Origin of the sequence: Candidatus Frankia alpina (assembly GCF_902806485.1) — a bacterium.
GTDB classification, from domain to species: Bacteria; Actinomycetota; Actinomycetes; order Frankiales; family Frankiaceae; genus Frankia; species Frankia alpina.
The window spans coordinates 1-13,014 of record NZ_CADCWT010000139.1; the positions used below are offsets into that span (position 1 = coordinate 1).

Consider the following 13,014-nt stretch of genomic DNA (forward strand, 5'->3'; position numbering starts at 1 on the left):
ACGGGGCCAATACTCCGCGTAGCAGATCGCAACCTAGAACGATCTTCCCGGGGCCCTGGTGCCGGCCCGGAAAGAGATGGTGCCGGCCCGGGAAGAGCGGGCGCCGCTGGGCTGCTGTAGGAGCTGTGACGGGAGCCTGGGTACTGGTCGGAGCCGTCGTGCTGGCGGTGTTGCTGGGCACGGTGATGCGCGCGCGGGACGGCCGGTTCCGCTCGGCGCGGGGACGGTCGCTCGCCGCCGCGGGGAGGCCGGTGGACGCCGTGGCTGAGTCATCCGGAGCCACCAGACCCGCCGACGCGATCGGCTCCGACGCGATCGGCTCCGACGCGATCGGCCCCGACGCGATCGGGTCCGGTGAGGCGTCCGGTTCCGCCGAGGTGCCGGATTCCGGGGGTGCGGGGTGTGGGCTGCGGGCCGAGTTCGCCGCGCTCGGGGAGGCGATGGGGGAGCGGGCGACGCTGCTGCAGTTCTCCACGGCGTTCTGCGCGCCGTGCAGGTCGACGCGCCAGGTGCTGGCCGGGGTGGCCGCGGTGGTGCCCGGGGTCCGCCACGTCGAGGTGGACGCGGAGTCGCAGCTCGCCCTGGTGCGCCGGCTGGGTGTCCGACGAACGCCCACGGTGCTGATCGTCGATGCCTCCGGCCGTGAGGTCAGGCGCGCCAGCGGTGCGCCCCCGACCCGGCAGGCAGTGTTCGCGACCCTCGCGGAGATCCTCCCGACAGAAGGGACCAATCAGGCAAATAGTGACTCTTCGGAACCGTCGTCGACGGGTTAACACAGACGTGACTTTCGCTGCTACCGTGGCACGAACCATGTTCCGGACGCAGCTTGTGAAGCGCCGCGCGGTCGACCTGTGCCGCGTGGGCAGCTGCTTGTGTCGTCTTTCCTGATCGCGGGTCGGCGCTCCTGATGTGATCAGTTGCCCCGACGCATCTCTCCGCATCCGACCGGGTAGCTCGAACCGGGAGTCAGGAGAAAGTCTCGTGGTAGATCCTCGTGGCCTGCGGTTCACCGCCGCCGTCACCTCGGTCGTGCTCGCCGTGGTGCTCGTGACGGGCAGCGGATGGCTGTTGCTCGCGCAGACCGTGGTGTTCGCGGTGGGAGCGGTGGCCGGCGTGCGATACGCCCCCTACGGCCTGCTGTTCCGGGTGTTGGTCCGGCCGCGACTAGGGCCACCGGCGACGACGGAGGACGCGGCTCCGCCCCGGTTCGCCCAGCTCGTCGGTGCAATCTTCGGCGCCGTGGGGGTCGCGGGGTTCCTGTCGGGCATTTCCGTCCTCGGTTTCATCGCCGCTGCGGCCGCCTTCATCGCGGCCTTCCTCAATGCGGCGTTTGAATTCTGTCTCGGGTGCCAGATTTATCTTTTCTTCCGTTCCATCACCGTGAGAGGAGCGCGCGCATGAGCCGCGAGAAGGCACTGGTCGACGCCGCGTGGGTCGAGGCGAGTCGCGACAACCCCAAGGTCGTTCTGGTTGAGGTCGACGAGGACGTTTCCGCCTATGACAAGGGGCATATTCCGGGCGCCGTGCGGCTCGACTGGAAGTCCGAGCTGCAGGATCCGATCATCCGGGATTTCGTCAACTCCGAGCAGTTCGAGAAGCTGCTGTCCGGCAAGGGCATTGCGAACGACGACACCGTCGTGCTCTACGGCGGCAACAACAACTGGTTCGCGGCCTACGCCTACTGGTACTTCAACCTGTACGGCCACGCGGACGTCCGGCTGCTCGACGGCGGCCGTAAGAAGTGGGAGCTCGAGGGCCGTGAGCTGACCGCCGAAATCTCCCCGCGGACGGCGACGAGCTACACCGCCAAGGAGCCGCGTACCGACATCCGCGCGTTCCGCGAGGAGGTCGTCGCCGCGATCGGCGAGAGGGCGCTCGTCGACGTCCGTTCTCCCGACGAGTTCTCCGGCAAGCTGCTGGCTCCGGCGCACCTGCCGCAGGAGCAGTCTCAGCGGGCCGGGCACATCCCCACCGCGAAGAACATTCCGTGGGCGAAGACCGCGAACGAGGACGGCACCTTCCGGAGCAATGACGAGCTGACCAAGCTCTACGGCGAGGCCGGCGTCGACCTCTCGCGGGACATCATCGCCTACTGCCGCATCGGTGAGCGTTCGGCGCATACCTGGTTTGCCTTGCACGAGTTGCTCGACCTGCCGAGCGTGAAGAACTATGACGGGTCGTGGACCGAGTACGGCTCGCTGGTGGGCGTGCCGATCGAGAAGGGTGCGTGAGGCATGTGCGGCGCGACCCGCGGTGGACCGTCTGTGGAGGGAATTGACGTGGCCAAGGAGACCGTGATCCAGGGCGTCGTGGTGCGGGGCGGCGAGCCGGTCTCGACCGGCTATGCCCGGCTGCTCGACGAGGGCGGCGACTTCACCGCGGAGGTTCCGCTGTCCGCGACCGGCCAGTTCCGCTTCTTTGCGCGGCCGGGGCAGTGGACCGTGCGAGCGCTCGTGCCTGGCGCGAGCGGCGAGCAGAAGGTCGTCGCTCGCCAGGGAGAGCCGATCGACACGCAGGTCGAGGTCACGGCCTGAGGGGTACGGCTGGCAACATCGCGGCTGGCGCGGCAGAGGAGACAGCGGGCATCGTCCGCTGTCTCCTTTCTCATGGGCTAGGGGCGGATGGCACCGCTGCGTTCCGCGTTCGCGTGGGCGGCGGCGGGCAGCACCGGGCGGGAACCGCTCAGCAAACCCGCGCCGGGTGGCACCGTCGTCGGCACCGCGAAGTGCATCGGGCCCACCGAGAAACAGCGCAGCCCGTTGTCGTGGGCGAAGGCGACCGCGGAGCTCCGGTCGGGGAACGGCCCGATGATGCGGCGGACGGTGCGTTGCCCGGCGGCCGGGAACAGGACCACCGCGAAGAGTATGTCGGAGTCTGCCATGATGCGATCATGAAAGCGCATGTGATGGCCGCCGGCATGCGTTTCGACGTGTCCCGTTCGTGGTCTGTTGTTGCGCCTGCGGTGGCTTCTGTAATGGCTTTCAGGGCGGCGTGAGACCGCCCGAGCGCCTCAACAGCCCGGGAGCACCTCAGTAGACGAGGGCCTGGACTCCCTGCGCGAGCACCTCGTCGACGAATGCGGCCGCGCCGGCGATGCGGATGCCGGGCAGGAGGTCGTCCGGGCCGAACGAGCGCCGGGCCGCGCACTGGGTGCACACGGTGACCCGGCCGCCCGCGAGGATGCCGGCGAGGAGGTCCGGCAGCGGCGCGGCGTGCGGCAGGTCGAACTCCGCGGCCCGTCCGGGCAGCGCGAACCAGGCGGATTCGCCGGTGAGCCAGAGCGAGACATCTGTACCGGCGACGGCGACCGCCGCCACCGTGAACGCCTGCGAGCAGCGCTCCGGCGCGTCCACCCCAGCGGTGACCTTGACGACGAGCGGACGGGTCATGGTTCCCAGTCTGCCTCATCGGAGGTCCCCGGCGGGCCGTCGTACGGCCCGCCTGACCACGTCGGCGCGGCGCGGGGCTAGGCTGCGCAGCGTGCTGCACTACTTCTTCACCGGGCTGCTGGTGGCGATGTCCGTCCTGATCGCCTGGTTCTCCGGCTATGTGGTCTACAAGCTGTACGAGGGGCAGCGCTGAGCGCCCGGGACCGGTCGGTCGCCGCCGGGCGGCCGCGGACGGCCACGACCGGTACCGCCGATCTGCACGCCAGCCTGCTGCCACTGGCCTTCCTCGTCGGCACCTGGCGTGGCGAGGGCGTGGGCGGCTACGAGGATCTCGAGGGCTTTCACTACGGCCAGGAGATCACCTTTGCCGCCGATGGACGGCCGGCCCTGGGCTACGTCTCCCACACATGGTGGGCGGACGAGCCGCGCGACGGCCGGGAACCGGGCAGCCCACTGGCCACCGAAACCGGCTTCTGGCGTGTCCAGCCCGGCGAGGACGGCAAGAAGACCGTCGAGGTGACGCTGGTGCACCCGTTCGGCATCGCGGAGATCTACGTCGGCGCGGTGACGGGAACCCGCATCGATCTGGACCACAACGTGCTGATCCGCACGGCGACCGCCCGCGACGTCACCCGCTCGGTGCGGCTTTACGGGCTGGTCGAGGGCGGGGACCTAGCCTACGCGATCGACATGGAAGCCGAGGGCAAGCCGTTGCAGTCGCACCTGTCGGCGCGCCTGCACCGCGTCACGGACTGACCGGTACCGGGGCCGGCCGGGTACCGGTCAGCCGGGCTTCGTGGCGGTGCCGGCGGCGAGCTTGGCCCGCCACGCTTTCTCCCGCTCGATCGCCGAGGCGAATCCGAGGGCGATCGCCGGGTCGAAGTTGTCGTCGGCGTAGGTGCCGACGCAGCCGAGGATCCGGTCGATCTCCTCGGCCGTGACCGCGAGCAGCGGGATCTGCCCGGTCAGGAAGATGTCGCCGACCCGGTCGATGGAGAAGTGCACGCCGTAGGTCTTCGCGTTGCGGCTGAGCAGGAAGGCGTAGGTGCTCGCCGCGTTCTCCGCGGGGGCCCGCATGAAGAACGCCTCGACCAGCAGGGTGTGGTCCTGCACGACGAGCCAGGTCATCGTGCGTAGCTTGTGCTCCCCCTCCAGGGTGACGAGGAACGAGCCCGCGTTGATGCGCTCGTAGGCGAGGTCGAGGTCGGCCAGGGCGTCGGTGATCAGGATGTCGAGCCGCTCGCGTTCTGCCGTGTCGCTGGGTGCCGTCATGACCCGAGACCTCCCCGCTTGCAGCTGTGACGATGCCGGATCCGGTGACGATCCTCCCACCCGGCCCGGTCAGACGGCGACGGCGGCGGGGCTCAGCGCGTGCCGGTAGCTGCGTAGCACTCCGCGGGCGGTGGCCGACCAGCCGAAGCCGGCCGCCCGGCCGACCGCGCCGGCGGAGAGCCGGCTGCGCCAGTGCGGCTGGCGCAGCAGCCGGTCCAGCGTGTCCGCGTAGCGGGCCGGGTCGCGGCCCGCTACGAGCAGGCCGGAGACCCCGTCGGCGACGGCGGTGTGCAGGCCGCCGACCGCGGCGGCGACCACCGGCGTGCCGCAGGCCTGGGCCTCAAGTGCGACGAGGCCGAAGCTCTCGCTGTGGCTGGGAACCACGACGGCGGTGGCTGCCCGGTACCAGTGGGCCAGCTCATGCTGCGGCGCCGGTGGCTGGAACCGAACGAGGTCGGAGATTCCCAGGTCCGCGGCGAGCTTCACCAGGGCATCCGGCTGCTCCAGCCCCGAGCCGCTGGGCCCGCCGACGACGGCGACGGTCAGCTTCGAGCGGCGGGTTGGATCACGGCGCAGCAGCTCGGCGGCGGCATGCAGCAGCAGGTCCGGCGCCTTGAGTGGTTGGATCCGCCCGACGAACAGCAGCAGGTCGCCGTTCGGGTCGAGGCCGAGGCGCGCCCGCGACTGCGCCGTGTCACCCGGCCGGAAGATCTCCAGGTCGACGCCCGGTGCTACGACGTCGACCTGGTCGGGGGCAGCGCCGTAGAGGTCGATGAGGTGGTCGCGCTCGTCCCTGGTGGAGGCGATCAGCCGGGTGGAGCCGGCGATGACCTCCTGCTCGCCCAGCAGCCGGCCGGGCGGCTCGGGGCGGTCCCCGACGGCCAGTGCGCCATTCTTGATCTTGGCCAGGGTGTGGGAGGTGTGCACGAACGGCACGCCCCACCGCCGGGCGACCGCGAGGGCGACCTGGCCGGACAGCCAGTAGTGCGAATGGATAACGTCGAAGTAGCCCGGCTCGTGCCCCGCCTCGGCGCGCAACACGTCCGCAGTGAACGTGCACAGCCACGCCGGCAGGTCCTCGCGGTGGATCTCCTCGAACGGCCCGGCGTCGACGTGGCGCACCGTGACGCCCGGGGCCAGCTCCGCCGAGGTCGGCAGCTTGCTGCTCACCGCCCGGGTGAACACCTCGACCTCGACGCCGAGCGTCGCGAGCTGTCGCGAGAGCTCCACCACGTAGACATTCAGCCCGCCGGCGTCACCGGTGCCCGGCTGCTCCATCGGCGAGGTGTGCATCGACAGCATCGCCACGCGCCGGGGCCGCGCGCCCCGGTCCAGCTCGGAGCGGGCCGCGGCACTGCTCCTGATCAACCGCACCGGCGCACCTCCGCATCCATCTGTCTGGGTCGTCTGCCCGGCACGACCCACCCCGCATAAGACCGACACGACACCACCGTTCTACCCGCTCCGTTGTCCGGTCAACTGGTCGCCCCCCCGTCCCGGCTGCGGCGGCACACCGCAGAAGTTGCTGTCAATGCTGGTCAGAGGGGTGCGTGCGGTGTGACCGCCGATCCGGCGGTCACAAAGCTGTAAGGAAACAGACGCGGACGCGTCCGCAAGCCCGCCCGACCGGGCGATCGACCGCCCGGTCGGGTTGTCGCCGCGGAGCGTGGGGTCTCGACCGGAAAAGCCGATCTGCGAGGCTGGTCGGGTGCCGAATCCCAGCCGCGCCCCGCGTCTCGCGGCCGGCCGGGCCCGCGCTCTCGGAGCACCCACCCGGGGTACCACGGCGCCGAACCGGCTGCGGCGGGTCGACCGCTGGCTGCTCGACGCCGCCGGCCCCCTGCTGCGGGGCAGCGCGAACCCCCTCGTCGTCGATCTCGGCTTCGGCGCGTCGCCGGTCACCACCGTCGAGCTTCACCAGCGGCTGCGGGCCGCCTGCCCGCAGGTGCGTGTCGTCGGCCTCGAGCTCGACCTGCAGCGGGTGGCCGCCGCGGCCGGCGTCGCCCGGCCGTCCGGCCCGACCTTCGCCCGCGGCGGGTTCGAGCTGCCACTCGCGGCCGAACGTCCCGTGCTGGTCCGCGCCCTGAACGTGCTACGCCAGTACCCCGAACCGGCCGTCGCCGGCGCCTGGGCGGCGATGACAGCGCGGTTGGCACCCGGCGGCCTGCTCATCGAGGGCACCTGCGACGAAATCGGCCGGCGGGCCTGCTGGTTCTGCCTGCCGGCCCCGGGGGAGGCGCCCGGCTGGCTCGCCGCTGGTCGGGTCGGCGCCCGGCCGACCCTGACCCTCTCGGCTCATCTGCCGAGTCTCACCCGCCCGTCCGAGCTTGCCGAGCGACTACCCAAGGCACTGATCGAACACAACGTGCCCGGCCACGACGTCCACCGCCTGCTCGCGGCGTTCGATCGGGCCTGGGAACGGGCCGCGCCACGGGCGGTGTTCTCGCCGCGGCAGCGCTGGATCGCCGCGGCGGGCGAGCTGCGGGCGCAGGGCTGGCCGGTGCGCGGTAACCCCAGGCGCTGGCGGCTGGGCGAGCTCACCGTCGAGTGGCCGCCGCCAGCGCCGCGCTGAACGCGCGGTACGCCCGATCGTCGAACAGCACGAAGCGCGCCTGTGCGACCCGGGTGTCCGCCGCGAGGACCGCGGTCACCGCCAGGTGGGCGGCGTCGTCCAACGGCCAGCCGTACACCCCGGCGCTGACGGCGGGGAAGGCGACGCTGCTCGCCCCGAGCTCGTCGGCGACCTGCAGCGCCCGGGTGTAGGCCGAGCGCAGCAGCGCGGAGCGGTCGTCGGCCGGGTCGTACACCGGGCCGACGACGTGGATGACGTGCCGGGCGGCGAGCCGGCCGGCCGTCGTCGCCACCGCCTCACCGGTCGGTAGCCCTCGCTGGAGGGAGGTCGCGCGCAGGTGCTCGCAGGCGGCGCGGATCTCCGGGCCGCCTGCGGCGTGGATCGCGCCGTCGACCCCGCCGCCACCGAGCAGCCCGCTGTTGGCGGCGTTGACGATGGCGTCGGCATCGACGAGCGTGATGTCGCCTTGCTGCAGGGTCACATGCACCATCTGGGTCCTTTCGAGGGGACTGACGCCTTCAGGCGTCAGGGGAATCGGAACGAGATGCGACCAGTCTGGTAGCATCTTGGTTGTGATTAAGGGGGCCCCGCGTGAGTCGCTGAATCTCCGCGTCCCACCGGAGCTCAAGCAGCAGGTCGAGCAGTATGCAGCCGAAACCGGCATCTCGATCGATCGGTCGGCCTGGCGCCGGGAGGCGGTGGCGAGAGTCGCCACGCTGCATGGGAAGGTGCGCCGCCAGCGGCTCGACCTCGCGCACAAGGCCGCCCTCAGGCTGGTCCGCGGGCACTGCGAGCAGGCCAACCGCGTCGTACAGGAGAAGTTCCGTTGCGTCGTGTGCGGTCACACCGACCACGCCGACGTCAACGCCGCGATCAACATCCTTCGGGTCGGGCTGGCCCTTCAGGCTTCGGCCTGAGAAGCTGCCCCCTTCAGAGGACGGAGGAGTCATGGGAGCATCGCCGGATCCGCCCGACAACGGATCGGATGGGGCCGCACGGAGTGGCGCGTTTGCGGGTTGCCGGAGACTGCGATCCGATGGGAGACGCCCGGCTCCGGACCGGGACCAGGACCGGGTGCGGGGCAGTGACCGGGTTCGGGGCAGGAGAGGAAGCCGAAAGGCTGGAAGGGACGGCGGCGATGGCCGAGCAGCTCGTGGTTCTCGGGTTCGACAGCGTGGAGCAGGCACGGCAGGCCTGGTCCCTCGGCCGCCGACTACGCCGAGAGAAGCGGCTTGACCTGGCCGACGGCACGCTGGTCTGGCGGGATGAAAGCGGCCGGGTCACGTCCGCCGGGTGGCCAGTGCGGCCCGCACCGCCGCTCTCGGCGGGGCCCTGTGCGGCGGGGTGATCGGAACGGTGTTCCTCGCCCCGTTCGTCGGCCTCGGGATCGGAGCGGGCGCCGGGGCGCTCGCCAGCCGGATCAACGGACCGGGCGTGGACGACGATCTGGTCAGGCGCATCGCCGGGTACCTGCAACCGGGACGGGCCGCGATTTTCGCCGTGGTGCGCCGCTCGGCGGCCGGCGATGTCGCCGCCGCGCTGATCCCCCATCATCCGGTCGTCATCATGACGACCCTGCCCGCGGAGCGGGAACGCCGGCTGGCCCGCGCCCTGGGCCGCCGGCCCGCGTCAGCCTGACAGCCCCGCGACCGCCCAGCCCGGACGTCAGGAACCGGCGGGGCGGCGCGTCGGGGCGATCTTGTCGAGCACCGCGAGGTCGTCCGGGCGGGGCTGCCACTGGCCGGCCGCGGCGTTCGCCCGCACCTGGACCGCGCTCGTCGCGCCGGCGATGATCGAGGCGACGCCCGGCTGCGCGGCCAGTCCGCCGATCGCCACGTCGAGCAGGGAACGGTTCCGTTCCCGCGCGAAGGTCTCCAGCACGTCGACGCGGTCGAAGATCTCGTCGGTCAGCTCGTCCTGCCGGCCGGCAAGCCGGGTTCCGGGCGCCGGTGCCTCGTCGCGCTGGTACTTGCCGGTGAGCAACCCGTTCTCGAGCGGGTAATAGGGGATGACGCCGATGCCGTACTTCAGCGTTGCCGGCACCAGTTCCGCCTCGGCGCTGCGTTCGAGCAGGCTGTAATGGTTCTGGGCGGAGATGAACCGGGTGGCGCCGGAGGCCCGTGCGGTCCACTCGGCGTCGGAGACCTGCCAGGCGTCGAGGTTGCAGGCGCCGATGTAGCGGACCTTGCCCTCCTTGAGGACCTCGTCGAGCGCCTCGAGCGTCTCCTCGATCGGGGTGAAGGAATCCAGCCGGTGGAGCTGGTACAGATCGATGTAGTCGGTCTGCAGCCGGCTCAGGGAGCCCTCGACGGCCTTGCGGACGTATCGCCGTGACGCCCGGGCGCTGAAGTTCTGGCCGTACATGCCACCCATGTCGTTGCCGAATTTCGTGGCAAGGATGACGTCATCGCGGCGGCCCCGCAGAACGTGCCCGAGCAGAGTCTCCGAACCGCCCTTGTTCCCGTAGGTGTCGGCGGTGTCGAAGAATGTGATCCCGGCGTCAAGCGCGGCATCGACGACCGCGCGGGTCCCGGACAGATCAACGCGTGAACCGAAATTTTTGCATCCCAGACCAACGACTGACACCAGCAGTCCGGACGATCCCAGCGGGGGATAGCGCATGCACCCAATCAAACACACCGGAGCGTCGCCCGCAGACACCAGGTCCGCGGGCGACACCCGACCTGCGCACGGTATTGTGTGCCCACAGCCAACCCTGTGTGTGCAGGTTTGCCTGGTGTTACTTTTCTGGAGCGGCGTCGACCACCGCCCGCCCGACCGCCTCCGCCGCCCGACGGGTCGACGTGCGCGCCGCGCGGGTCTGGCTGACCGCGGCCCGCGTGCGATGCGCGGCCTCCTCGGTGGACGGGCTGCGCCGGATGCTCGCCACTCGACGCTCCCCGCGCGACGCGAAGGTGTTGTAGAGCTGCGTGGCACGGTCCTGCAGGTCCGAGATCTGAGAGGTCACGGTGGCCGGCAGCGCACGCACGGCGGTTCCTACCTGGGTGGGGACCCGGGCGGCCTGTACCGGCAGCGACCCGACCCGGTCGGAGAGCCGGCGGACCTCGCTGCTCGTCGTCGTCGGCAGGGCGCGCAGCTTCGCGACGGCGAGGTCAGCGGCCCCCACCGAGGCGTAGATCGGCTTGCGGACCTCTGCCAGCGGCACCCTGATCTCGGCCTTCACCTCAGCGTCGTCGCCGTGGGTCTGGGCGGTGGCGTGGGCGCTGGGGCGGGTACCGGGCCGACCGGCCGGGCGGCTCGCAGTGCGGGACGTCGTGCGGGTGGTGGCCATCTTGTCTCCCTCGGGTCGAGGATTCGTTGTCTTCGTGTAGGTAATTCCTGCGGTTTCGGCCGGCGCTCCAGGCGTGCTCCGGTCGCGGCTGTCGGGTCAGGGTGGTGCGGTCAACATGGTGTCGCGGCGGTGGTTCGGCCGGCCCGGTCGTGGCCAGGCCGGTTGTTACGGGTGCGGCGTCCATCAGGCGGCGGGTGAACGCCCGGGTGGCCGATCAGCTATCGGTGCCTGCGGCGGAGGAGCTCGTGTCCGACCCTGGGGCGCCGTCCGACCCGGTGGCTGCTGTGCCGGCCGCGTTCGGGCCGCTGGTGGTGTCGGAGCCGGTGGTGGCCGCGGTCGGCGAGGCGCCGCCGGCCGACCTGGTCCGCCCGCTCCCCGCGGGGCCACCGCTCGTGGTCGTGGTCGTGGCCGTCCGCCTGGTGCTCCGGCGCTTCGGCGCTTTCGGGGCGGCCGGGTGCGCGGCGGCGGTGTCAGGCACCGCCGCGCCCAGCGCGTCCTGCGCCGCTTCGGCGGCGACCCGCCGCCCGGCAGGTCGCCGTCGGGCGGTGCTCGCGGGGCGGGTCTTCGCCGCCGTGGTCACCCTCTTGCCGCCGGCAGCAGCCGCACTGCCCGCTTCGTCATCGACGCGTGCATCCGGACCGACGCCGCCATCCGCGCTGGTAGGGCCATCCGCGCTGGCATCCGCATCGACGCTGCCCGCGTCCGGGCCCCCGGCCGGCGCGCCGGTGCGGGCGGCGACGGCGTTCTCCTTGCAGAACGCCTCGTAGATGTCGAGCACCACCTGCTTCTGCCGCTCGGACAGGGAATTGTCCGCGAGTACCGCCGCCAGGACGTCCTCGCCGCCGTCCCGTTCTTCCAGGATTCCGGCCTGGACATAGAGCACTTCGGCGGAGATGCGCAGCGCCTTGGCGATCTGTTGAAGGATCTCTGCGGACGGTCGGCGCAGACCTCGCTCGATCTGGCTGAGGTAAGGGTTGCTCACACCCGCCTGCTTGGCGAGTTGGCGAAGGGAGATCTGCGCGACGCGTCGTTGATCCCGGATGAAATCGCCGAGATCGCGCACATTCAGGGCCGCCACCGGGTCACACGCCTCCTTCGATGCACGGGTCGGGCGACGCCCGACCGCTGCGGGCACCCTGCGCCCGGACCGCCGCCGCCGCCGCCGACGGTGATCGACGCTCGGCCAGGAGCGGGACGAGGAGCCTGGCACAACGTAACGTCAACGGAATCGACGATACGTCCGAGTGCTAACTCTGGCAAGCGCGCGAGTTAGCACCTATGGGCTGCTCCGCTCGGAGGCCGACGTGTTTCAGCTGGTCCGGACGGACGGACGGACACGGCCGGCCGGGTAGGCGGCGTTTGCCCGCTCGACCCCCCAGGCCGGCGCCGGCCTGGGGGGTGCTCGGGTCGGTCAGTTCTCCGCCTGGGCCAGCCACGCGCGCTGGGTGGCCAGCGCCGCCTCGGTCTCGGCGATCTCCGGCGAGCTCCCGGCGGCCTGGGCGCGGGCGAGCTTGGCCTCCAACTTGGCGACCGATTCCCGCAACCTGGTCACGAAGGGCGAGGCGGCGATGGAACGCTGCTCCCAGCGGGCGTCCGCAGCGTCGCGCAGCTTGTCGCCGATCGCCGCCATCTGGCGTTCGAGCGCGCCGGTCGACTCGCGGGGAACCCGGCCGATCTGGTCCCACCGGTCCTGCAGCTCGCGCAGTCGCCGCAGGGAGCGCTCGGTGTCGGCCGGGTCGAGCGCGGTCGCCTCGGCCAGCACCTGCTCCTTCTGGACCTGGTTCTCCTGCAGCTCCGCGTCCCGCTCGGCGTTCGCGGCGTTGTGCCGGCTGAAGAAGACGTCCTGCACTTCGCGGAACCGGTTCCACAACGCGTCGTCGACGTCCTTGGCCGCGCGCCCGGCTGACTTCCAGTCGGCGAGCAGAGTTCGGTAGCGGACGGTTGTGCCGGCCCAGTCGGTGGAGTCGACCAGCGACTCCGCCTCGGCGATGATCGCTTCCTTCCGCTCCCGCGAATGGGTCCGCTGGGTGCCCAGGGCCGCGAAGTGCGCGGTGCGTCGCCGGGTGAACTCCTCGCGAGCGCCGGTGAGTCGCCGCCACAGCGCCGAGTCGGTGCGTTTGTCCAGGGAGCCGACGGCCCGGAACTCCTCGGCGAGGGTCCGGAACCGCTCGCCGGCGGTCTTCCACTCGGAGCTGCGGCCGAGCCGTTCGGCCTCGGCGACCAGCTCCTCCTTGGCCGCCGCGATCCGGCTGGCCCGCTCGGCCCGCTCGGCGGCGAGCACGATGCGCCGCTCCTCGGTGCGCGCGAGAACGGCCTCCAGCCGGACCCGCAGGGCGTCGAGATCACCGACGACGGCGGCCTCGGCGAGGGAGTCGAGCAGCCGGCGGGCGCTACCGGCGATCCCGGCCGGATCGACCCCGCAGAGGGTCAGCCGCCGTTCGAGCAGCACGATCTCGGCGTTCAGATCGTCGTAACGGCGCTGGAAGTGG

General features: G+C 71.5%; 18 protein-coding genes. 9 read left to right on the forward strand and 9 right to left on the reverse strand.

What is annotated here, in order from left to right; genetic code table 11:
• The first annotated feature begins 125 nt into the window (after positions 1-125).
• The 5 genes from G6R25_RS27290 to G6R25_RS15090 all read left to right on the forward strand — a co-directional run bounded on the left by G6R25_RS27290 (position 126) and on the right by G6R25_RS15090 (position 2,534).
• On the forward strand, positions 126-773 hold the full coding sequence (locus G6R25_RS27290) for a thioredoxin family protein (protein ID WP_235948544.1): 648 nt from the start codon (positions 126-128) through the stop codon (positions 771-773).
• Between the two features lie 37 nt (positions 774-810).
• Positions 811-888, forward strand: coding sequence for a putative leader peptide (locus tag G6R25_RS30590; RefSeq protein ID WP_374216036.1), 78 nt, complete (start codon positions 811-813; stop codon positions 886-888).
• A gap of 93 nt (positions 889-981) precedes the next feature.
• Positions 982-1,401, forward strand: coding sequence for a DUF4395 domain-containing protein (locus G6R25_RS15080; protein WP_136446978.1), 420 nt, complete (start codon positions 982-984; stop codon positions 1,399-1,401).
• A complete protein-coding gene (locus tag G6R25_RS15085; RefSeq protein ID WP_163553464.1) occupies positions 1,398-2,231 on the forward strand; it encodes a sulfurtransferase in 834 nt (277 codons plus the stop codon). Before G6R25_RS15080 ends, G6R25_RS15085 begins: the two co-directional genes overlap by 4 nt.
• Before the next feature lie 3 nt (positions 2,232-2,234).
• Entirely contained in the window at positions 2,235-2,534 is a 300-nt protein-coding gene (locus G6R25_RS15090) for a DUF1416 domain-containing protein (RefSeq protein ID WP_136446980.1), read from the forward strand.
• A 77-nt stretch (positions 2,535-2,611) separates the two neighbouring features.
• Here G6R25_RS15090 and G6R25_RS15095 read toward each other — a convergent pair whose 3' ends face one another.
• Together G6R25_RS15095 and G6R25_RS15100 are read right to left on the reverse strand one after the other, a co-directional pair.
• Positions 2,612-2,881: a hypothetical protein gene (locus tag G6R25_RS15095; RefSeq protein ID WP_336501574.1), complete on the reverse strand. Its 270-nt coding sequence runs from the start codon at positions 2,879-2,881 to the stop codon at positions 2,612-2,614.
• 148 nt (positions 2,882-3,029) lie between these two features.
• The gene (locus tag G6R25_RS15100; RefSeq protein WP_163553465.1) at positions 3,030-3,389 is read right to left on the reverse strand and encodes a DsrE family protein; all 360 of its coding nucleotides are present in this window, start codon (positions 3,387-3,389) and stop codon (positions 3,030-3,032) included.
• A 189-nt stretch (positions 3,390-3,578) separates the two neighbouring features.
• Here G6R25_RS15100 and G6R25_RS15105 point away from each other — a divergent pair, with 189 nt between their 5' ends.
• A complete protein-coding gene (locus G6R25_RS15105; RefSeq protein WP_419469368.1) occupies positions 3,579-4,145 on the forward strand; it encodes a nitrobindin family protein in 567 nt (188 codons plus the stop codon).
• A gap of 27 nt (positions 4,146-4,172) precedes the next feature.
• On the opposite strand, the gene G6R25_RS15110 is transcribed toward G6R25_RS15105, so the two are convergent.
• Both G6R25_RS15110 and mshA read right to left on the reverse strand, forming a co-directional pair.
• Positions 4,173-4,661, reverse strand: coding sequence for a type III secretion system chaperone family protein (locus G6R25_RS15110; protein ID WP_163553466.1), 489 nt, complete (start codon positions 4,659-4,661; stop codon positions 4,173-4,175).
• Positions 4,662-4,730: 69 nt separating this feature from the next.
• Complete coding sequence (gene mshA / locus G6R25_RS15115) at positions 4,731-6,035, reverse strand: D-inositol-3-phosphate glycosyltransferase (protein ID WP_163553467.1); 1,305 nt, start codon at positions 6,033-6,035, stop codon at positions 4,731-4,733.
• A gap of 334 nt (positions 6,036-6,369) precedes the next feature.
• On the opposite strand from mshA, the gene G6R25_RS15120 reads away from it, so the two are divergent.
• Positions 6,370-7,233 (forward strand): class I SAM-dependent methyltransferase, encoded by an 864-nt coding sequence (locus tag G6R25_RS15120; protein ID WP_163553468.1) that lies wholly within the window; start codon positions 6,370-6,372, stop codon positions 7,231-7,233.
• Here G6R25_RS15120 and G6R25_RS15125 read toward each other — a convergent pair.
• A complete protein-coding gene (locus G6R25_RS15125; protein ID WP_163553469.1) occupies positions 7,199-7,723 on the reverse strand; it encodes an O-acetyl-ADP-ribose deacetylase in 525 nt (174 codons plus the stop codon). The two genes, G6R25_RS15120 and G6R25_RS15125, sit on opposite strands and share 35 nt — an antisense overlap.
• A gap of 82 nt (positions 7,724-7,805) precedes the next feature.
• Between G6R25_RS15125 and G6R25_RS25270 the strand changes: the two genes are divergently transcribed.
• Both G6R25_RS25270 and G6R25_RS15135 read left to right on the forward strand, forming a co-directional pair.
• The gene (locus G6R25_RS25270; protein WP_235948548.1) at positions 7,806-8,150 is read left to right on the forward strand and encodes a zinc ribbon domain-containing protein; all 345 of its coding nucleotides are present in this window, start codon (positions 7,806-7,808) and stop codon (positions 8,148-8,150) included.
• A 376-nt stretch (positions 8,151-8,526) separates the two neighbouring features.
• Positions 8,527-8,871, forward strand: a complete 345-nt coding sequence (locus G6R25_RS15135) for a DUF1269 domain-containing protein (protein ID WP_235948550.1) — start codon at positions 8,527-8,529, stop codon at positions 8,869-8,871.
• 27 nt (positions 8,872-8,898) lie between these two features.
• Here G6R25_RS15135 and G6R25_RS15140 read toward each other — a convergent pair whose 3' ends face one another.
• The 4 genes from G6R25_RS15140 to G6R25_RS15155 form a co-directional block, all read right to left on the reverse strand.
• Complete coding sequence (locus G6R25_RS15140; RefSeq protein WP_163553470.1) at positions 8,899-9,855, reverse strand: aldo/keto reductase; 957 nt, start codon at positions 9,853-9,855, stop codon at positions 8,899-8,901.
• A 118-nt stretch (positions 9,856-9,973) separates the two neighbouring features.
• On the reverse strand, positions 9,974-10,525 hold the full coding sequence (locus tag G6R25_RS15145) for a hypothetical protein (RefSeq protein ID WP_163553471.1): 552 nt from the start codon (positions 10,523-10,525) through the stop codon (positions 9,974-9,976).
• 214 nt (positions 10,526-10,739) lie between these two features.
• Positions 10,740-11,603 (reverse strand): helix-turn-helix domain-containing protein, encoded by an 864-nt coding sequence (locus tag G6R25_RS29320; RefSeq protein WP_163553472.1) that lies wholly within the window; start codon positions 11,601-11,603, stop codon positions 10,740-10,742.
• A 333-nt stretch (positions 11,604-11,936) separates the two neighbouring features.
• A partial coding sequence (locus tag G6R25_RS15155) for a DUF349 domain-containing protein (RefSeq protein ID WP_163553473.1) occupies positions 11,937-13,014 on the reverse strand: 1,078 nt, incomplete at its 5' end.

Excerpts from the sequence above, each read along its gene's own strand:
- G6R25_RS15110 (WP_163553466.1), bottom strand. The coding sequence starts at position 4,661 with ATGACGGCACCCAGCGACACGGCAGAACGCGAGCGGCTCGACATCCTG.
- G6R25_RS15140 (WP_163553470.1), bottom strand. The coding sequence starts at position 9,855 with ATGCGCTATCCCCCGCTGGGATCGTCCGGACTGCTGGTGTCAGTCGTT.
- G6R25_RS15085 (WP_163553464.1), top strand. The coding sequence starts at position 1,398 with ATGAGCCGCGAGAAGGCACTGGTCGACGCCGCGTGGGTCGAGGCGAGT.
- G6R25_RS15100 (WP_163553465.1), bottom strand. The coding sequence starts at position 3,389 with ATGACCCGTCCGCTCGTCGTCAAGGTCACCGCTGGGGTGGACGCGCCG.
- G6R25_RS15125 (WP_163553469.1), bottom strand. The coding sequence starts at position 7,723 with ATGGTGCATGTGACCCTGCAGCAAGGCGACATCACGCTCGTCGATGCC.
- G6R25_RS15090 (WP_136446980.1), top strand. The coding sequence starts at position 2,235 with ATGTGCGGCGCGACCCGCGGTGGACCGTCTGTGGAGGGAATTGACGTG.
- G6R25_RS15145 (WP_163553471.1), bottom strand. The coding sequence starts at position 10,525 with ATGGCCACCACCCGCACGACGTCCCGCACTGCGAGCCGCCCGGCCGGT.
- G6R25_RS30590 (WP_374216036.1), top strand. The coding sequence starts at position 811 with ATGTTCCGGACGCAGCTTGTGAAGCGCCGCGCGGTCGACCTGTGCCGC.
- G6R25_RS15095 (WP_336501574.1), bottom strand. The coding sequence starts at position 2,881 with ATGGCAGACTCCGACATACTCTTCGCGGTGGTCCTGTTCCCGGCCGCC.